Annotated in this window: 18 protein-coding genes; 6 read left to right on the forward strand and 12 right to left on the reverse strand. The window is 45.4% G+C overall.

Annotated elements, in window-relative coordinates; genetic code table 11:
- Window position 1 precedes the first annotated feature (1 nt).
- The 4 genes from pstA to cls form a co-directional block, all read right to left on the reverse strand.
- Window positions 2-898, reverse strand: coding sequence for a phosphate ABC transporter permease PstA (gene pstA, locus IX315_RS05410; RefSeq protein ID WP_018357908.1), 897 nt, complete (start codon window positions 896-898; stop codon window positions 2-4).
- Window positions 899-902: 4 nt separating this feature from the next.
- A complete protein-coding gene (pstC, locus tag IX315_RS05415; RefSeq protein ID WP_026215584.1) occupies window positions 903-1,754 on the reverse strand; it encodes a phosphate ABC transporter permease subunit PstC in 852 nt (283 codons plus the stop codon).
- Window positions 1,755-1,854: 100 nt separating this feature from the next.
- A complete protein-coding gene (gene pstS / locus IX315_RS05420; protein ID WP_342356943.1) occupies window positions 1,855-2,919 on the reverse strand; it encodes a phosphate ABC transporter substrate-binding protein PstS in 1,065 nt (354 codons plus the stop codon).
- 154 nt (window positions 2,920-3,073) lie between these two features.
- Window positions 3,074-4,513: a cardiolipin synthase gene (gene cls, locus IX315_RS05425; protein WP_244973099.1), complete on the reverse strand. Its 1,440-nt coding sequence runs from the start codon at window positions 4,511-4,513 to the stop codon at window positions 3,074-3,076.
- Between the two features lie 362 nt (window positions 4,514-4,875).
- Here cls and IX315_RS05430 point away from each other — a divergent pair, with 362 nt between their 5' ends.
- The 5 genes from IX315_RS05430 to menA are packed head-to-tail and all read left to right on the forward strand — an operon-like array spanning window position 4,876 to window position 11,058.
- Window positions 4,876-6,732 carry an SLC13 family permease gene (locus IX315_RS05430; RefSeq protein ID WP_244973100.1) on the forward strand — a complete coding sequence of 619 codons (1,857 nt, stop codon included), beginning with the start codon at window positions 4,876-4,878 and terminating at the stop codon, window positions 6,730-6,732.
- Window positions 6,733-6,735: 3 nt separating this feature from the next.
- Complete coding sequence (gene tilS, locus IX315_RS05435; RefSeq protein ID WP_211837254.1) at window positions 6,736-8,076, forward strand: tRNA lysidine(34) synthetase TilS; 1,341 nt, start codon at window positions 6,736-6,738, stop codon at window positions 8,074-8,076.
- 53 nt (window positions 8,077-8,129) lie between these two features.
- Window positions 8,130-8,819 (forward strand): cell division ATP-binding protein FtsE, encoded by a 690-nt coding sequence (locus IX315_RS05440; RefSeq protein ID WP_211642545.1) that lies wholly within the window; start codon window positions 8,130-8,132, stop codon window positions 8,817-8,819.
- An 8-nt stretch (window positions 8,820-8,827) separates the two neighbouring features.
- Window positions 8,828-10,177, forward strand: coding sequence for an aspartate kinase (locus tag IX315_RS05445; protein WP_018357900.1), 1,350 nt, complete (start codon window positions 8,828-8,830; stop codon window positions 10,175-10,177).
- Complete coding sequence (gene menA, locus IX315_RS05450) at window positions 10,174-11,058, forward strand: 1,4-dihydroxy-2-naphthoate octaprenyltransferase (protein ID WP_018357899.1); 885 nt, start codon at window positions 10,174-10,176, stop codon at window positions 11,056-11,058. Before IX315_RS05445 ends, menA begins: the two co-directional genes overlap by 4 nt.
- Here menA and IX315_RS05455 read toward each other — a convergent pair.
- The 8 genes from IX315_RS05455 to IX315_RS05485 form a co-directional block, all read right to left on the reverse strand.
- Window positions 11,055-11,705, reverse strand: a complete 651-nt coding sequence (locus IX315_RS05455; protein WP_018357898.1) for a DsbA family oxidoreductase — start codon at window positions 11,703-11,705, stop codon at window positions 11,055-11,057. The two genes, menA and IX315_RS05455, sit on opposite strands and share 4 nt — an antisense overlap.
- Complete coding sequence (locus IX315_RS05460; protein ID WP_018357897.1) at window positions 11,698-12,351, reverse strand: DedA family protein; 654 nt, start codon at window positions 12,349-12,351, stop codon at window positions 11,698-11,700. The genes IX315_RS05455 and IX315_RS05460 overlap by 8 nt, the downstream gene beginning before the upstream one ends.
- 2 nt (window positions 12,352-12,353) lie before the next feature.
- Window positions 12,354-13,187: an enoyl-ACP reductase FabI gene (locus IX315_RS05465; RefSeq protein ID WP_018357896.1), complete on the reverse strand. Its 834-nt coding sequence runs from the start codon at window positions 13,185-13,187 to the stop codon at window positions 12,354-12,356.
- Window positions 13,188-13,358: 171 nt separating this feature from the next.
- Window positions 13,359-14,837 (reverse strand): NADPH-dependent glutamate synthase, encoded by a 1,479-nt coding sequence (gene gltA, locus IX315_RS09740; RefSeq protein WP_018357895.1) that lies wholly within the window; start codon window positions 14,835-14,837, stop codon window positions 13,359-13,361.
- Window positions 14,838-14,843: 6 nt separating this feature from the next.
- A complete protein-coding gene (locus tag IX315_RS09745; protein ID WP_018357894.1) occupies window positions 14,844-15,641 on the reverse strand; it encodes a sulfide/dihydroorotate dehydrogenase-like FAD/NAD-binding protein in 798 nt (265 codons plus the stop codon).
- A gap of 54 nt (window positions 15,642-15,695) precedes the next feature.
- The gene (locus tag IX315_RS05475; RefSeq protein ID WP_156808657.1) at window positions 15,696-17,414 is read right to left on the reverse strand and encodes a membrane dipeptidase; all 1,719 of its coding nucleotides are present in this window, start codon (window positions 17,412-17,414) and stop codon (window positions 15,696-15,698) included.
- A gap of 83 nt (window positions 17,415-17,497) precedes the next feature.
- The gene (gyrB, locus tag IX315_RS05480) at window positions 17,498-19,474 is read right to left on the reverse strand and encodes a DNA topoisomerase (ATP-hydrolyzing) subunit B (protein ID WP_211635225.1); all 1,977 of its coding nucleotides are present in this window, start codon (window positions 19,472-19,474) and stop codon (window positions 17,498-17,500) included.
- Window positions 19,475-19,691: 217 nt separating this feature from the next.
- Window positions 19,692-20,111, reverse strand: coding sequence for a hypothetical protein (locus IX315_RS05485; protein WP_134849366.1), 420 nt, complete (start codon window positions 20,109-20,111; stop codon window positions 19,692-19,694).
- Between the two features lie 177 nt (window positions 20,112-20,288).
- On the opposite strand from IX315_RS05485, the gene IX315_RS05490 reads away from it, so the two are divergent.
- Entirely contained in the window at window positions 20,289-20,879 is a 591-nt protein-coding gene (locus IX315_RS05490; protein ID WP_211638054.1) for an integrase core domain-containing protein, read from the forward strand.
- The last annotated feature ends 28 nt before the right edge of the window (window positions 20,880-20,907 follow it).

Raw genomic sequence — 20,907 nt, forward strand, 5'->3', positions numbered from 1 at the left:
TTTATATTCTCCACTTAGCGGCAATAGACTTCGCTAGAAGATTCATGCTAAGAATAAGAAGCAGCAAAAGGAGAGAAGATGACCACACTAAGTCAGCTAGATTAGGGTCGTTATAAAACTCCCATATCAGCAAACTGATAGCACTCATTGGCTGGGATATATCCCAGTGCACATAGGTAGCCCCTAGTGCTGTGACCATCAGGGGAGCCGTCTCTCCCATCACTCTGGAGACAGCCAACAGAATACCCGTGAAAAGACTTCCGAAGGCGCTTGGAATAATCACTTTGAACATTACGGAAGTATACGAACCACCAAGTGCAAGACCTGCCTCCTTATAGGTCGATGGTATCATCAATAACCCCTCTTCGGTACTTCGGATAATCATTGGAATCATCATGAGCCCTAGTGCGATACCGCCCGAAAGTGCACTATAACTATTCATAGCCTTCACTACCAGCATGTACACCACAATACCCCAGACAATACTAGGTATACCTTGGAGTATATCGGTAAGGGTGCGCACGATATTTGCCATCTTAGTTCCCTTTTTCTCCGATAAGTATATGCCACCAAAGAGTCCGATAGGAATTGATAGCACCATCGCAATACCCAGCATCACCAAAGTACCTGTAATACCATTGAGAATACCACCTGGGATAATATCACCAGTCTGTCTCGCGAACATCGCCTCCATAGAAGTGGGCACGACCTCGGTGAATAGACTAAAGTTAAACTGTTTCCAACCCTTTAGGATGAGGTCTAAGAGAATAAAGAGCAATGGGACTGCTGTTAGCACACTAAGTAAGATAACAGCAAAGAATACTCCTTTACTCAGAGCGCCTCTGCGCTTAAGGTTGCCTGAGCGCTTAGAGATTGTATCAATATTTATCTTACTCATAGGATTATTGGTTATTGACACGCTTAATCACACTCTTTGCGAAGAGATTGATTAGAGCAGTTATGAGGAATAATAGGAAGCCAATAGCGAAGAGCGAACTCAGCTTAAGACCAGAAGCCTCACCAAACTGATTGGCAATCACACTCGCCATTGTATCACCTGTATCTCTAAGACTAAGCGGGATATTCTTGGTATTACCTATCAGCATAGTCACTGCCATTGTCTCTCCGAGTGCTCGACCAAATGCCAAGATATAAGCAGCAAATATACCGCTACCTGCAGCTGGCATAGATACGCTCTTTATCACCTCCAAGCGAGTTGCTCCCAAACTATACGCCCCTTCTTTAAGATCATTGGGAACCATGCTAATAAATTCCGAACTCAATGATGACGCATAAGGGATAATCATAATAGCGAGCACAATAGAAGCCAACAAAACTCCCATACCTTGGTCATTCACCCCCATGCTTATCATAAGTGGACGAACTGTATAGAAGCCCCATAGACCATATACGATCGATGGAATACCAGCAAGCAAATCTACCACCGTACCTACAACCAAAGCGACCTTTTTGCCCCTAAAGTACTCACCAGTAAACAGCGCTACAGAGAGTGAGAAAGGGATACAGAAGAGAAGTGCCAATACCGAGGTCATCAAGGTCCCTATAATAAATGGGAGTGCTCCAAAGACATTCTCCCTATCTGACCACTGCGCAGAGGTGATAAAGTGCCATAGTCCGTATTCTTGGATAGCAGGTAGACTCTGGCTCATCAGCGCATAGAGGATACCGCCCGCGACCATAATAATCAGCACCCCTGAGAACGTGAGTAGCAGATTAAACAACTTGTCTTTCATCCGACCAATAGCTTAATAATAATAGAAAAGTGGTGAGCTATGAACTAGTATATTTTGGCACCTACTGTCCACCACTCACCACCCAAAGCCCTATGAAGACTTACTCTATTCCGAGATCCTTGAGGAGTGCACCACCATAGGTCATACTATTGATAGCAGCCTCAGCCTTTGCCCTTGCGGCTGCTGGAAGTGGAGAGAAGTGAGTTTTACTTGCACTCTCTGCGCCTTCATCACCCACAAGATAAAGGAGGAAGTTCTGCAACGCCTTAGCTTGTGCAACACTCCTATTATTATAGGACTGCTCCTTGTAGGTAATCAGCCAAGTAAATGTACTAATTGGATAAGCGTTAGGATTAGCCGAATTAGAGATAACCTTTCGGGTATCATCTGGCATATCTGCGACATCGCCACTCAGAGAGATACTCTCCATATTGGCATCCACATAATTACCGGCACTATTGAGCATCTTAGCAGATGGGATATTTAGAGCCAAAGTATACTCAGAGCCCAAATAGCCAATCGAACCTACTGTCTCATTGATTACTCCAGCAACACCAGGATTGCCTTTTGCAGCGATGCCATTAGTAAAGTCAATCGACTTCCCTGCACCGAAAGTAGCAGCCCACACTGAGTCCACTGCCGACATAAAGCCCGAGAATACAGCTGTTGTCCCACTACCCTCACTCCGATATACAGGTGTAATAGCTTGGTCTGGGAATGTGACACCTGGATTGACTGCTGCAATTTGTGGGTCATTCCAATTACTAATCTCACCCATATACATCTTGGTTACGAGAGTAGGACTAAGGTTAAGCTCCGTCACCCCAGGAAGGTTATAGCCCATCACAACTCCACCGATACAAGTAGGGATATGCAGCACTTCCCCAGACATCCTCTTCATCTCCTCATCCGAAAGGAATACATCAGTACCACCAAAGTCTACAGTAAGATCCTGAAGATTACGGATACCTGCGCCACTACCGGTGGCGCCATAGCTCACCCGTAAGCCAGAAATCTCTCCGTACTGTTTCGTAGCATCATTGTAAAATGGGGCAGGGAACGTAGCTCCTGCACCACTTAGTGATACCTTACTCCCTCCACTACCACAAGCTGTGAGTAGCGACACTGATATTACAGCAAGTACTGACCATTTCATTAATTTCATACACCTATTATCATTTCATTATGAATACTCTTCATGAGGTTTAGCAATATGCTAGACTGTGATTATCTACTGCCTATATCCTCATCTTCCCTTTTTCTATCGCAAAGATAATAAGGTGGTGTATCTATGGTGTTTCGGAGCTGTTACATTTGCGTTACATAAGAGGAGAGAATAGTCTACAAAAGGACTGTGTAAATCTCAGGGCTAAGCTGCGCCTCTTCCAGCGCTCGAGGTCGTAAACAGTGCAGTACTTATCAATATCCTGCCTTATCATATCTTCTATCTGACGAGCAAAAGGCTGGTTATATACCACCGATGTTATCTCAAAATTATGCTCAAGGCTCCTGAAGTCCATATTAGCTGAACCAATAAAGCATACCTCTCCATCAATAGTCAGTAGCTTAGAGTGGTTAAACTCACCGTCGTACCTGTAGAGCTTAACACCTGCTTCCAGAAGCTCCTCATAGTATGATTGGATAGCAAACTTTAAGGGGCAGATGTCACTAGCTGCAGGGATAACCATATACACCTCCACACCTCCTAGAGCTGCGCCAATGAGTGCTTTTAGGAGGGCATCGGGTGGTAAAAAGTAAGGTGTCTCTATATAGATACGCTCCTTAGCCCCATAAATACTTCGGCACCAGACTTGTAGCAAAGTATCATACAGACTTGTAGGACCACTCGTGAAAGTCTGCATCTGCACATCCCCTACCTTAGGTGCCCTTACATAACCATCCGAGAAATTAGGTGCTGCCTGTACATGTCGCCCCTCAATGGGATTTAAGAAATAGTCGTAAGAAAGAGCTATCTTGCTTGCTACATACCAGTCCGACATAAAGGCAGCTTGCAGACCATTCACAGCTAGACCAGTTATTCTAAAGTGAGCGTCCCTCCATGTCCCCCTAATATTACCAAAAGAGTAGTGATCAGCGATATTCATGCCCCCGATATAGCCAATATTGCTGTCGATAACCACTATCTTGCGATGGTCACGGAAGTTAATATCACTCCTTAGAGATGGGAACACGACTTTGAGGAACTGCCGAACCTCTATCCCATGCTTCCTGAGGTCAGAAAAGAAAGAATTACGTGTAGAGAAGCTTCCAACATAGTCACAAAGCAATCGTACCTTCACGCCCTGTGCTGCTTTTTCCTTCAGAGCTTCCGAGACAAGCTGCCCCGACTTATCATCTAAAAAGCGATAATACTCTATATGGATAAAACGCTTGGCACGCTTGATATCCTCCAGAAGTGCATACAACTTATCAATACCATTGGTAAACGTAGCCACCTCATCCGCTTTGAGCATGCTACCTAGGGTAGCATGATACACCATATCATAGAGTTGTTTTTGCTGATCATTGACTACTTGATCTTTATTATCCTCCGAAAAAGAGGGCGTTTCATTGAGATCAAAGTGCTCTGGTGCATGTCTATTGATCTTCCGCAGATAAAGTTTTTCCTGCCCAAGTAAGGCATACAGCAAGACCCCCACGCCAGGCAGGAGTACTAATATGATTAGCCAACCAATAGCCTTGTGTGGATTTCTGTTTTCTAGTATAATGACAAAGATAATGCCAATAACTATAATCATCAATAATATGTTCCCCAAGATATTCCAGCCCATACTATAGCAAATCAGGTGATTCGACCTGCAATTTACTAATAATTACCCAAATAGATAAAAAAGATCATGCCTAGAGAGTTCCTCTCTCTATAGAAAATAAGATGGCGCACTACTGAGTAGAAAAAGTCTCTCCGGCGAGGGACTCCAGTTTCTCCCTAGAGGGACTCCAGTTTCTCCCTAGAGGGACTTTCTCTGATATACCTAGAGCCTGGCTGGAAATAGTACCTACAGAAAGAGGAAGAGACAAAAGACAAAGGGTCAATACCGCAAGTGCTATAGTCTCAAAAAATAGTTAAGTTTGCAAATACTCGATAGGAATGAAATTTAGTATGATTGCGACACTTATAATATTAGTGCTCACTTCAGCACTATTGGTATGGGATAAGATTCGCTCCGATATCATTGCCATTTGCTCAATGCTGGCATTGGTACTCACTGGGGTAATCACACCCGAAGAGGGATTGGCAGGGTTTTCCAACTCGGTAGTCATCATGATTGCAGGGCTATTTATCATAGGCGGAGCCATAACCCAGACAGGTATAGCTACTAAGATTAGCAATAAGACATTGGCTCTTGCTGGAGGTAGTCCCAATAAACTCTCAATGATGGTGATGCTCGTGACCGTTGTAGTAGGATTATTTGTGAGCAATACAGGTACTGCTGCTATATTGATGCCAATTGTGATAAGCCTAGCCAACCAGTCTAATACCAATCCTAGCCGCCTACTGATGCCCATGGCTTTCATGTGTAGTATCAGCGGTATGATGACTCTTATCGGTACGCCCCCTACTCTCATCGTACACGGTGTGTTGATGAAGGCAGGGTATGAGGGGCTCGGCTTCTTTACCACCCTTCCTGTAGGTCTGATCATTCTAGTATTGGGTATGGTGATGCTGATTCCAATGTCCAAGCTATTAGAAAAAGGAGAGAAAGGGCAAAGCAATGGAGGCAAGTCGAGAGTCAAGAGCCAACATCAACTATCGTATGAATACAAGATTGTAGATAATCTCTATAGACTGGATATTGCAAAAGACTCTCCCTTAATAGGGAAGACCCTCAAGGAACTCGCCATCACTCAGCGCTATTCTTGTACGATAGCAGAGATCCGTACCCGTCACCATACAGCATTTGGTAGGAATGTGGTTGCCAACTTACCTGAAGGAGATACTGAGATTGGGCTGAATGACCTCCTGTATGTCTTGGGAGAGTTTGATGATATAAAGCGATTTGCAGAGGAGAATCGTCTGAAGTTTTTTGATGCTACTTCCGAACTAGCGGTCACCCCACCTAAGTTTAGCGGCAAGTTTAAGTTCAACCAGTTTGGATTGGCGGAAGTGGTACTCCTAAGAGGGTCACGCCTTAACGACAAACTAGTCCGGGATACACACCTGAGGAACATGTACAATGTCAATATCCTAGCTGTGCAACGCAATGACAATTATCTCCTACAGGATATCTCCAATACAAAGCTCCTCTCGGGTGATATGCTCTTAGTACAAGGCACCTGGGAAGATATTGCGAAAATGAGCCAAATGGAGAGTGATATTGTAGTCATTGGGCAACCAGAGGATGAGGCTTCCAAGATAACGCTAGACCATAAGGGCACCTTTGCCTCTATTGTTATCCTACTCATGATTCTATCCATGGTATTTAATTGGTTGCCCCCTGTGGTATCGGTATTGATTGCCACTGTGCTGGTTATTCTCGGAGGCTGCTTCAGGAGTGCTAAGGATGCTTATAATACAATCAATTGGGACAGTGTAGTGCTATTTGCTTGCATGATGCCACTAGCGACTGCCATGGAGAATACGGGGCTTAGTAGCCTTATCTCGGATGGACTTGTACACTCTTTAGGGTCAATGGGTCCTTATGCCGTACTTGCGGGGATTCTTCTTGGCACCTCCATACTCACAATGTTTATCAGCAATACTGCTACAGCTATCCTCTTTGCTCCTATTGCTATAGCTGCGGCTCAGATGCTAGAGGTAAACCCCATGCCCTTCCTTATAGGGGTTACCATAGCTGCCAGTATGTGCTTTGCTAGCCCATTCTCCACACCCCCTAATGCCATGGTGATGAGTGTTGGTAAGTATAGTTTTAAGGACTACATCAAGGTTGGGCTACCACTACAGGTGGTGATTCTGATTGTGATGGTAGTAGCGCTACCCCTTATTTATCCATTCTAAGTTATGCTAGAAGAAGCGAAGAGACTGATTAGGTATACGATAGCGCCAGACGAAAAAGTGCTCGTAGGGCTAAGTGGAGGGGCAGACTCAATTGCTCTCGCCCACCTATTGTATAGTATGGGTTACCAGATACTCCCAATTCATGTCAACTTCCATCTGAGGGGAGAGGAGAGCGAGAGAGATCAGAGATTTGTAGAGGAGTTTTGTAAGACGCACTTCCCTGGTATTACTCTTGCCATATCATCGGCTCAGACAGAAGCTGTTGCTAAGGGAGAAGGAATATCTATAGAAATGGCTGCCCGTGAGATTAGATACGAAGTATTTGGTATTGTGGCATCTGAGAAGCAATGCCAATGGATTACTGTGGCGCATCATGCCGATGATCAGGTAGAGACAGCTCTACTCAATCTGGCAAGAGGCACTGGTGGAAATGGGCTAGCAGGCATGAGGGTGGTCAATGGTAATATCTTCCGCCCATTCCTCACCACAACGAGGAAAGAGGTGCTTAAGTATATCGAAACACAACAACTAGAGTATGTGACGGATAGCACAAATAGTGACACTGAGATAAAGCGCAACTACATAAGGCACAAATTGATACCTGCTTTTGAAGTGCTTAATCCTTCGTTTAGGTCTAGCATGCTGGAGAGTATGTCGCACATCGAAGAAGAGCAACTAGTGCTGGATGAGCAGAAAGAGATATTTGAGAGCCGTTATGTTGATGTAAAGGAAAATAGTATCGACCTAAGAGAAGCGATACACAGTACTAGTAGTAGATACTTCTTCAAAAGGTGGGTACACTACCTTGGGTTTAATTATGCTCAAGCTGAGGATATGCTTGAGAGCTCAGAGAGCAAGAAGAGTATTTCCTTTCGGAATAGAGATGCACTGGCACAGATATATCGGAGCAAGTTGTATATAATAGGACATGAATCGGAGTACAAGGGCTTCGAGCCAATACCACTAACGGACTCATGTGTTCTCGACTCATTAACCATCCATAAAGGAGAAAAGAGGGGAACGAAGATACTGTATATAGACAATGGTTATAGGGATAAGGAGCTATTGGTGCGAATGGGAAAGCATGAAGATATGTTCCGGCCCTTTGGCATGAAGCAAGGACGAAAATCACTCTTCAGGTATCTAGGGGAGAAAGGTGTCCCTGAGTTCTACAGACCATTTTGCCCTGTACTGGAGTGCGATGGGGAGATAATTGCAGCACTACCCTTCGATATAAGTGAGATGGCCAGAGCTACCGACGTAGATAGTGCTTTGGTTATTGGCATCGAAACATCTTCTACACAATTAGGAAGTATTTTAGGTAATTTATTGAGCGTTATTTAGGGAAGTGGTGGGAATTGACTAAATTTGCACCATAATATTATAGTATGATAGAGATGGCAGAAGGGGCATTACTTACGCTAAAAGATATAATTGTGAAGCGCGATGAGAATATCATTCTCAATGGTGCTTCGCTCGACATATTTCCAGGAGAATTTGTTTACCTCATAGGACGTGTAGGTGCTGGCAAGTCCACACTTATCAAGTCGGTCTATGCCGACCTCCCTATTGCTCAGGGCGAGGGGCGGTTTGCAGACTATGACCTTAGGAAGATTAAAAGGAAACAAATCCCATATCTTCGCCGCCATCTCGGCATCATCTTCCAAGATTTTCAGTTGCTCACTGATCGCTCTGTAGAAAAGAACTTAGAGTTTGTCCTCAAAGCCACCGGTTGGAAGGATAAGTCTCTTATACGCAACCGTATCTCAGAGGTATTGGAGCAGGTAGGTCTCGAAAGCAAAGGTTACAAGTTGCCACATGAACTCTCGGGTGGTGAGCAGCAACGTGTGGTAATCTCGCGTGCCCTACTTAACAAGCCTAAGATGATTCTTGCAGACGAGCCGACAGGAAATCTTGACCCTCTCACAGGAGAGCAGATTGTTACGCTACTTAGAGAAATTAGCAATGCAGGTACAGCCGTATTGATGAGTACGCACAACTATGCGCTTGTGAAGAAGCACCCAGCTCGTATAGTCCAAGTGATAGAGGGTAAACTGAAAGAGATGCAATTAAGGGAAGAGATTTAATCGGCACGATGATTCAAAGCAATAATTATTCAGATCTAGTGGTCATGAAGTTCGGCGGCACCTCTGTAGGTAACGCTGAGCGTATTAGAAATGTAGCCCAATTAGTCAGCACCGAAGGGAGGAAGATAGTTGTCCTCAGTGCCATGTCGGGGGTTACCAATAGGCTGGTAGAGATTAGTCAACTCTATTATAGCAACAATGCTCAGGGAGCACTCAATAAAATCAATGAGCTAGAAAGCTTGTACCATGCCGTAATACATGACCTGTATAAGGATGAGAAAAATAGAGCATCCTCCAGAGCTTTTGTAGCTGAGATTATGGATTTCCTTCGCGGCTTCAAAGGGGAGTATTTTACCGACTTTGAGGAGCGTCAGGTGCTAGCCCAAGGAGAGATAATATCGGTGGAGATGATGCGCCTTCACCTAGTAGAAGAGGGTTTGAAGGCTATCAAGATCTCTGCCCTGGACTATATGATTACCAATAAGCAGGGTGAGCCCAATCAAAAGCTCATCAAGGAACAACTACTTGAACTCCTTAGCCACTACCCACAGCAACAAATATTTATTACAGAAGGGTACATCTGCCGGAATGCTTACCTCGAGGTAGACAATCTAAAGCGTGGCGGTAGTGACTATACTGCATCGCTGGTCGGTGCTGCCGTGGATGCTAAGGAAATTCAGATTTGGACGGATATAGATGGGCTACACAATAATGACCCTCGTATGGTAAGCCATACAACTGCGGTGCGTCATCTCCACTTTGATGAGGCAGCTGAGCTTGCTTACTTCGGTGCGAAGATATTGCATCCAACATGTATTCATCCGGCTAAGATGGCTAATATCCCTGTCCGTTTGCTCAACTCCATGGAGCCATCGGCAGAGGGCACATTTATCTCTAATAGAATCATTGAAGGTGAGCTTAAGGCTGTAGCCGCTAAAGACGGTATTACGGTACTCCGCATACTGAGTACGCGCATGCTACTGGCTCAAGGTTTTCTGAGGAAGGTATTTGAAATATTTGAACGTCATCAGACTCCAGTAGATATGGTGACAACTAGTGAAGTAGCTGTGTCGCTAACCATTGACAATCCGAATAGACTAGAGGAGATTCTATCTGAACTGAATAAGATTGCACATGTATCAGTAGACGAGAATATGTCTATCATTAGTGTGGTGGGTGACCTCAACTGGAAAAATGTTGGCTTTGAGAGCAAAGTAATAGAGGCGCTACAAGATATACCGGTACGAATGATTTCCTATGGAGGGTCTAACTATGGCGTATCTATCCTCGTTAGGAATGAGGATAAGATAGAATCTCTTCGCCTACTGAGCTATCACCTCTTTCACGAGGGGGTATGAAAGACCGCATCCGTACTTGGATATATGCGACCCGTCCGCACACTCTAGGTGCTTCCATTGCGCCAATGCTGATACTGCTCGGTGCTTTGCTTGCCGAAGATAATATGCATTGGGGATTGTATCTACTTGCTTTCATTGTCGCCGTTACGGCTCAGATTTCTAGCAACTTCGCTAACGACTACTTCGGCTATAAGAGTGGGGAAGATACGGATCAGCGGATAGGCTTTTCGAGGTTGCTGACTACTGGGGAAGTAACACCAAAGCAGATGTTGATGGCTCTTGGTCTCTCACTTTCTGTGTGCGCTATCGCAGGCATTTCTCTTGTGGCTCTAACCAATTGGTGGTTAATAGCGATTGGAGCAATAGTGGTTATCGGTGTGATTGCCTACTCTGCGACTCCCTACTCTCTATCTAGGACTGCCTTAGGAGATTTTGCTGTAGTGCTATTCTATGGTCTGGTGCCTATTCTGGCTGCCTATTATGCTATCGCAGCTTGTAGGCCTCCGTTCTATCTTATCCTCCTCGCCCTTGGGATTGGGCTTTGGGAGGCAAATATTCTTGTGTGTAACAACTACCGAGATTACACCGAAGATATGGAGAGCGGCAAGCGAACGCTTATCGTGAGAATGGGTAGAAGGTCGGGGCCGATGCTCTACCTAATCAACGCCCTATTGACACTCGTATTCTTAATTATAGGATTGGGGAATGAAGGGAGCTGGGTAGGTGCCATCGTTGTTGGGATTGTAGGGTTATTACTATTCGGCAATGGTTATCTTGCCATTCGTAGACTAAAAGGGAGGAGCCTAAACAAGCTCCTCCGCTATACTAATATGACGACTCTGATAATCGGCGTAGTCGTTATGTGTTCACTACTCTCTTAAAGCTTCTCCCAAGCCATCTCAAGACTTCGCCTTAACTGCTCCGGTTTGAGGATACCTTCTATCATCTCACTGCCATTAAAGTAGATCGTTGGGACGTAGTTAGGGGTATACTTTTCCGCCAGCACTTGGTCTGCCTCCACCTCTGCTAGATAGAGATCTCCATGAAGCACATTGTCGATAACCTCCTTAGGAAGTCCAGCCTCAAGTGCAGTGTTTCTTAGCTCTTCAGGCTTACTATAGTCCTTCCCTTCAGAAAAATACCCCCGACCAAATAGGTTTGCAAGCCGTAGTGTAAGCCCGAACTCTCCTGCGGCCTTTAATAGCCTAGCTGCACGCTGGGCATTGTGTGAGTAAGCTGTTTCTAGGTTGTATGCCAAGCCATACTTCTCGGATAGGCGCTTCAATACCTCAGTCTTCTTTTGGAAAAGAGCTAGTTGCTCTGGAGCCTTTATCCTAGCCACAGTCTCAGTCCAAGTAAAAGACTTCTCAAGAGGAAGTTGTGGCGAAAGGAGCGAACTCCTCCACCTCACATCCACCATATCGGCATGTACCCATTGCTCAAGCTCTCGCTGTAGTAAGGTCTCCCCGATATAACAGAAGGGGCAAGTAATATCAGCCCAAATCTCTACAATTATCTTCTTAGTCATTTGTTATATTAACCTTCGGTCTTGATAAAGCCTTAAAGAGCATGTAGCTGAGTACCAAGAGGACAATGGCCAAGATCGCGTAACCAATAGGCTTACTGTAGTGCTCCACACTAGTACGAAGCTGATCATAAGGCACTACATCCTGTAGATACCACCCTATTGTAGCGAGTAGCATATTCCACACACCCGCACCTAATGCTGTAAAAAGGGCAAACTTAGCTATACGCATATTAGCCAACCCCGCAGGGACTGAGATTAACTGACGAATACCCGGAACTAATCTCCCGATAAACGTCGATATCTTGCCATGCTCATTAAAGTACTGCTCTGCTTTCACTACAGCCTCTTCGGAAAGTAGGAAAAAGCCCCCTATTCTACTTCTTGCAAAGCGATGCACTATCGGCCGTCCCAACCAAAGCGCTAATGAATAATTGATAAAAGCTCCTATCATTGCGCCTAGAGTAGAGAAAAAGATAATACCCACGAAGGTCATATCGCTCTCGCCTGAAGCAGCCATATATGCTGCAGGTGGAACAACAATCTCGCTAGGAAATGGAATAAAAGAACTCTCAATGGCCATCAATAAGGTCACTGTCCAATAATTTAGGTGCTCTAGCGCCCATTGGATAAATCCTACATCCTCCATCCTTAGTCTATATTATCAAGACCACCCTTAGTGTATTGCTCAAGAGCATCTGCGCTCATACCTGTGGTAGAGAAACCACCATCATGGAAGAGGTTTTGCATGGTCACCTTACGAGTAAGGTCACTAAAGAGAGTTACACAGTAGTCTGCACAATCATCTGCATCAGCATTGCCCAGAGGGGCTACCTTCTCAGCAAAGTGACGAAGCAGATTCATACCCTCTACTCCACTACCCGCCGTAGTCACAGTAGGCGACTGGCTCACAGTATTGATTCGAACGCCCTTCTCCTTACCATAGATCATGCCAAAATTACGAGTGATAGACTCAAGAAGTGACTTGGCATCTGCCATATCACTATAGCCCACAAAGCTACGCTGTGCTGCAATATAGGTGAGTGCGACTACCGAACCACCCTCAGAGATAGCATCAAGTTTCTTAGCCACCGATAGCATCTTATGCAATGAGATTGCCGAGATATCCAGTGTCTTGGTCATATTAGCGTAGTTGATATCATCATAAGGAATACCTTTACGCACATTAGGACTCATGCCTATAGAGTGTAGAACAAAGTCTATCTTACCACCAAGCTCCTTTTGGCTCTCGATAAACACATTCTCAAGATCCTCAATACTAGTAGCATCACATGCAATAACCTTGGCGCCTGTCTTAGCCGCAAGGTCATTGAGCGTACCCATACGAAGCGCAATAGCAGTATTGGTCAAGGTGATTGTTGCTCCCTCCTCTACTACTCGCTCCGCTACCTTCCAAGCAATAGACTGCTCGTTAAGTGCACCAAATACTATTCCCCTCTTCCCCTTTAATAAACCGTAAGCCATAACGTTATCTTTCAAAAATTATTACCGCGACAAAGATACTTATTTTTGGCACAAATACCGCTACGTTATGCCAAATATAAGACCTGATCCTCCACTGTCCATTATGTAAAAAGGGGTCGGCTACCGAATAGCCAACCCCTAGTGTGTGTAGATTATAGTAAAGGATTTATATTACTTATTAGACTGGAGATACTCATGGATACCAGCAGCAGCCTTACGACCATCGCCCATAGCGAGGATTACAGTAGCACCACCACGTACAATATCGCCTCCAGCAAATACATCCTCAAGATCACTCTGATTGGTCTCAGCTTTCACTTCAATAGTTCCTTTCTTAGTAATCTTTAGCCCCTTGAAGTTAGTAGGAATAATAGGGTTTGGAGAAACACCAACACTCACTACTACCTGGTCTACCTCAATCTCCTCGATAGCACCCTCTACAGGTACTGGGCTACGGCGTCCTGATGCATCTGGTTCGCCTAACTCCATCTTTTGCACACGCATAGCACGTACTTTGCCTGTCCCATCATCCACGTACTCAATAGGATTATGGAGCGTCATAAACTCAACACCCTCCTCCTTGGCATGGTGTACCTCCTCCAAACGAGCAGGCATCTCATCTTCGCTACGACGATAAACAATGATAGCGCGCTTTGCTCCCAAGCGAAGTGCGGTACGCACAGAGTCCATAGCTGTATTGCCTCCACCAATAACGGCGACATTCTTACCATGAGAAACAGGAGTATCTGCACCTGGCTGACCAGCCTTCATCAGATTGACACGGGTGAGGTACTCATTACTAGACATCACACCAACTAGGTTTTCACCAGGGATATGCATGAAGCGTGGAAGTCCCGCACCACTTGCTACAAAAATAGCCTTGAAGCCTTCCTCATGTAGATCTTCATAGGAGATAGTCTTACCCACAATTACATTGGTCTCGAACTTAATACCAAGCGCCTTTAGCCTATCAATCTCAAAGTCTACGATATCATTAGGCAACCTAAACTCTGGGATACCATACCTGAGTACGCCTCCCAATTCGTGCAGTGCATCAAATACCGTCACATCATAGCCCCACTTTGCCAAGTCACCAGCGCAAGAGAGACCAGCTGGACCAGCACCTGCTATCGCCACCTTAATTCCATTAGGGACAATCTCTTCAGTATCCTCCTTGACTGCGCCACTAAGGATAGCCTTACGCTCATAGTCCGAAACATAACGCTCTAGGAAACCGATAGCCACCGCTGGCTTATTCATCTTCTGGGTGTAGATACACTTGCTCTCACACTGTTTCTCCTGAGGACAAACACGACCGCACACACCAGGCAATGAGCTAGTCTCGCGAATAACTTTAGCTGCATCCATTATATTACCCGCCTCTACATTCTTGATAAAGCTAGGTATATGAATACTTACAGGGCAACCCTCCATACATGATGGATTGACACAGTCGAGACAACGCTTGGCCTCGCTTCTTGCCATCTCATCAGTAAGACCTTGGCTTACCTCCTCATGGTTCGTAGCCCTGTATTTACCGTCTAAGGCAGGCATCTCTACCCTAGTCATCGCCATACGCTCCTTAGGGCTAGTAGCCTTACGGAGCTCTTCACGCCACTCTTGGGCACGTCTTTCTTTGATTAGATCCATGTCTTATTATGCCTTCTCTTGATCTCTAAATGCGTTCATCCTCTTAAGCATCTCATCGAAGTCCACCTTGTGTGCATCAAACTCAGGACCATCGACACACACAAACTTAGTCTGGCCATCCACCGTGATTCGACAAGCGCCACACATACCAGTACCATCCACCATAATCGTATTGAGACTAGCATAGGTAGGTACCTCATACTTCTTAGTAAGCTCTGCCACAAACTTCATCATGATAGCAGGACCAATAGTAACACAAAGATCTACCTTCTCCCGCTGCAATACCTCTTCGATACCTGCGGTCACTAGTCCTTGCTTTCCCGACGAACCGTCGTCGGTCATGATGACTACTTCATCCGAATTAGCACGCATCTCCTTTTCTAGTATTATGAGATCTTTATTACGTGCTGCCAGTACCACAATCACACGGTTACCAGCCTCATGCATCGCCTGTACTATAGGGAAAAGCGGAGCAACACCTACGCCACCTCCAGCACAGACTACAGTACCATATTTCTTTATTTTAGTAGCCTGACCGAGAGGCCCCACCACATCGGTGACATACTCACCCTCATTCAGAGCACAGAGTTTCTGAGAGCTTCTACCGACATTCTGTACCACCATTGTAATGGTACCCTCTACAGGATCTGAGTCGGCAATAGTAAGCGGAATACGCTCGCCCATCGCACCGACACGCACAATCACAAAATGCCCTGCCTTGCGTGACTTCGCAATACGAGGAGCCTCGATTACAAACTTAACTACCCTTTCGGAGAGGAACTCCTTGGAGACAATCTTATTCATACAACTAATATACGTAGTAGGTTAATTCTGACAATCAGCCACAAAGATAAACAATTACTTAATCACATTTAATAAATTCTCTCCCCAAAGCGCCTTTAGTTGCTTTATTGCAACTCCTCGGCGCAGAAGTTCCACCGTAATGCGTGGCAAAGCAGCGGTATTTCGGCAACCAATAACTTCTCCCCCGCCATCAAAGTCTGTACCAATACCCACGTGCTTTTCTCCCATCACCTCCATTGCGTGTAGTATATGATCTACAAAGTCCAATAGTGTTGCATGCTTGCCCCCCAAGAATCCATAGTACATACAGAGCTGAACCACTCCACCCTTCTCGGCTATTGCCTTCAGTAGTTCATCGGGTAGGTTACGCGAGTGGTCATAGAGTGCTCTACAAGAACTATGACTAGCAATAATCGGTTGATCACTCTCCGCCAATACATCACGCACAGTAGAATCAGAGGCATGCGATACATCTACTATAATACCTAGCCGATTCATTTCTCTTACGACCTTCTTTCCAAAGTCACTTAACCCACCATGTGTTTGCAGACTCCTTGCTCCAGAATCACAGATGAGATTATCACCGTTGTGACAAAGGGTCATATACTTTACACCACGATGAGCCAACACCTCTAGCTTCGTAAGATCATCGCCTATGGCATACCCATTCTCTACCGCCTTGCAGAGCATCTTCCGACGACTTACCTTATTCTCCCAAGCCTTAGTGGTCTCTCCCAATACCACTATCTTACCCTCCGATTGTTCGGCATACCTATCAGTAGCGTCAAGCATCTCTATCACATGATTATAGGCATCGTCGCTCCCCTGCGCTACATAAGCCGCCATAAAGACCACATCCAGCCCACCAATCACCATTCCAGGATAATCTACCCGAGCCGTATCGCTATCTCCACAAGGGTTCCCAACCAATAATGATGGTGTATCTACATGCGAATCAAGCGTAACAACATGCTGATGAATACGGCGAGCCTCTTGGAACAACCTCGCCTCGCCTACTAACCACTTAAATAGCTCTAGGTGTCTCGACTTCCCTCCACAGGCAAGTGCCTCGGGATGCCATTGTACCCCAAGGGCATTATACTCTGGATAATAATCCACTGCCTCTACTACCCCATCGCTAGACCGAGCACACACCACGCCACAATCTGCAATCGTACCAACTGCCTGATGGTGGAAGGAATTGACCATCAGCATCTCTTCCCCCACTATCGTCTGAAGCCTACCCCCTGGTAGTATCTCTACTGAGTGCCACTCCTCATATCGTGTCGCCGTCTGCGAATGGTTAAAAGCACCCTCAATGGTACTCGGAATATCCTGAATCAGCGATCCACCTAGTGCCACATTGAGCAACTGGAGACCACGGCAAATCCCTAAGATAGGTACATTGAGCCTAAATGCACTCTGTATGAGTGCAAGGTCGAAGACATCTTTCTCATACACCACTTTCCCTATCTTGTGGTGTGGCATCTCGCCCCACCACAGAGCATGAGGATCTCCACCCCCACTGATAATCAGCGCATCACACCGTCCTAGAGTCTCCAGCAATAGCTCTTTATCATCCGTCTTAGGGATAATCATAGGAATACCCCCCGCATGCCTGATACTATCACAATAAGTATCAGTGAGCGTATTTTCATCCACATGATTGTGGTTAGTAGAGATACCTATCACTGGTTTGTCCCCCTTAAGGAACCTACTACATCTTGATATCTCCAACTGTAGTTCCTTTAGCGAAAAACTCATTCCTTCCATTGCTCATTGATAACGAACGAAGAGGGGATACAAGAACATTCCTAAGCTCTTCTATCCCCTCCTCCTCTCATGATTATTTTGTATCAAGCGTCCACATTAGCGTAGGTAGCATTGGACTCAATAAACTCTCGACGTGGTTCCACATCCTCGCCCATCAGCGTAGAGAATACCACATCTGCCTCAGCTGCACTCTCCATAGATACCTGCTTCAGATACCTCTGCTCAGGATCCATAGTAGTATCCCATAGCTGGTCGTGATTCATCTCTCCAAGACCCTTGTAGCGCTGGGTGATAATCTTATTCTCGTCGCCATCACCATACTTCTCAATAAATGCCTGACGCTCCTCATCGTTCCAGCAATAGCGAATAACATCGCCTTTCTTACATTGGTACAGTGGAGGTGTAGCTATATATACGTATCCACGTTCTATGAGCACCCTCATCTGCCTAAAGAAGAAGGTCAGCAATAGTGTAGCGATATGGCTACCATCCACATCGGCATCGGTCATGATAATCACCTTATGGTAGCGCAGCTTATCTATATTGAGTGCCTTAGGATCTTCTTCCGTTCCAATTGAGACACCTAGTGCAGTGTACATCGCTTGAATTTCCTGATTCTCTAGGACACGGTGTACCATTGCCTTTTCCACATTCAGAATCTTACCTCTAAGAGGAAGGATTGCTTGGAACATCGAGTCCCTACCCTGCTTAGCTGTACCACCTGCCGAGTCACCCTCCACAAGGAATAGCTCGCATATTTCAGGGTCACGACTACGGCAGTCAGCCAGCTTACCAGGAAGCCCACCCGAGAACATCGGACCCTTCCTCTGTACCATCTCCCTTGCGCGTTTAGCTGCCATACGAGCCTTAGCAGCAAGTACAACTTTATCCACAATAAGACGAGCCTCCTTAGGATGCTCCTCTAGGAAGACGGTAAGAGCCTCTGACACCGCCGCATCTACAGCTCCAACAGCTTCACTATTACCGAGCTTAGTCTTGGTCTGTCCCTCAAACTGCGGTTCAGCCACCTTGATAGAAACGACTGCGGTAAGTCCCTCACGGAAGTCATCTCCAAGCACCTCTACCTTTTCTTTCTCCAGAATACCCGAGTCATCGGCATACTTCTTAAGCGTGCGGGTAAGCGCACGACGGAAACCAGTGAGGTGCGTACCACCCTCTATTGTATTGATATTATTGACATAAGAGTATACATTCTCATTGAATGTCGTATTGTAGGTCATAGCCACTTCCACAGGCATATCGCCTTTGTCATTGACCATGTGTATCACCTCCTCCATCAGATGTTCCTTACTACTATCAAGATAATGAACAAACTCCTTTAGCCCCTCTTGAGAGTAGAAAGTCTGGCTCCGAGGATTGCCTTCCTCATCCCTATCACGGAAATCGGTTAGACTAATCTTAACTCCAGCATTGAGATACGCCAGTTCACGAAGCCTATTGGCAAGGATATTATACTCATATACCGTGACCATAAAGATGGAGTCATCTGGGAGAAAAGTAACAGAAGTACCGGTCCTATCCGTCTCCCCAATCACCTCTACTTCGGTCTGAGGAATACCCTTTGAGTATTCTTGCTTATAAATCTTACCATCACGATAAACCTCAGCGACTAGCTTAGTAGATAGCGCATTAACACAGGAAACGCCCACACCATGGAGACCACCAGATACCTTATAAGACCCTTTATCGAACTTACCTCCAGCATGTAGCACCGTCATCACCACTTCAAGCGCCGACTTTCCGAGCTTCTTATGCATATCCACGGGAATACCACGACCATCATCATGTACCGAAATAGAGTTATCCTCATTTATCTCCACCTCGATATGAGTAGCATGACCAGCCATAGCCTCATCTATAGAGTTGTCCACCACCTCATTCACAAGATGATGCAAACCCTTACTACTAATATCGCCTATATACATAGCTGGGCGCTTACGCACAGCCTCTAGTCCCTCTAATACTTGAATATTGGACGAATCATAATGCTCCTTTTGCACAGGAGCACCATTTACTACATCCTTCAAATCTTCACTCATACTATCTTCCTTATTACGCTCAATATCTTTCCCCCATATCTTCACAAAGATACCAAAAATCCCCCATATATCCCACCCCCACTCGTTTCTAAAATACTCGATTCACTCTACAGAGGCTAAGGTCTCCTATAGAGTGAATCGCAATACTCTACCTGCGTTTACGCCACAGACAGACAATTGGAACTACCGACTTCTCCTCCCAAAATACGACAGAAGGTTATTCTGCTACTACAGCATTACCATTACGCAATTGTAGCTCAATAGGTTGCTCAGCAGCATCTGCATACAGAACTGTCATGGTCTGGTACTCCTCACTTTCAAAGGTTATCATATTCTGGTTCATGTCTTTATAGACAATCCCCTCGCCTTCTACACGCTGGAGCTCGAGAATCATATCTCTATCAAGCAAACGAATGCTCAATTCTTTCTCATCCATTGAAAGGACTTGAACCACGGCCTCGCCTGAGTCATTGCAATAAACGGGACCCTCATCTCCATAATTCATTGGGGGCACTTCTGCCTCAGTCTCTATCTGAGTAGCCTCTTGTGTGTTAGAGCTATCCTCTGAAGAACATGAGGCAAACATAAATAGCCCCATTGCTACAAATAGAAATGCGAACTTCTTTTTCATCATCATACATTTGATATTAGTTATACAATCATCTCTTAGTACTCAAGACAAAATTCTCATTTCCAAAGATATAGATTATTTATTATACCACAAAATAAATACTTCTACATCAACTGTTTTATAGATTGGAGCCAATGATATGCTCTTGAGAACAAAAAGACCTATCGCCCTCCCCGCACTACTATGGGAGTAGTTAATCACGGCTTCTATGATCACCTTAATACCACACCTAAGTACATCCCAACAGGACATGGTATGCTCTTTGTCTCAGATATTACTTACCTCAAAACGAAGGAAGGCTTTCTTTATCTATCCCTTACTATGGATGCTTATAGTCGTATTATCACTGGCTTTAGCCTACAGCGCAGCCTCTTCACAGACGGTCCCCTCGAAGCTTTAGATCAGACAGTAGCTTTCTGTAGACAACACAAGATAGATCTCTCAGGAGCTATCTTCCACAGCGACCGAGGTAGCCAGTATGTATCAAGCATGATGACCAATTATGAAGCAGAGTTAGGGATGATTACGAGTGTTACCCAAACAGGAGACCCACTCCACAACGCTATGGCAGAGCGACTTAACGGCACCATAAAGAACGACTGGCTGTACAACTACGAGAGCCTAAGCTTTGAGGAGACACAGAAAAGGATATCTGAGTCAATAAAACTCTATAATACAGCTCGCCCCCACCGCGCCATCGGCATGATACCACCCATGCAGATGCTACTACCACAGCACCAAAACCCGCTCACGAAGCGGACTAATATCGCTTGATTATATGACGCACGAGCTCGCCCGCCCC

Origin of the sequence: Porphyromonas levii, from assembly GCF_018206105.1 — a bacterium.
GTDB lineage: Bacteria > Bacteroidota > Bacteroidia > Bacteroidales > Porphyromonadaceae > Porphyromonas_A > Porphyromonas_A levii.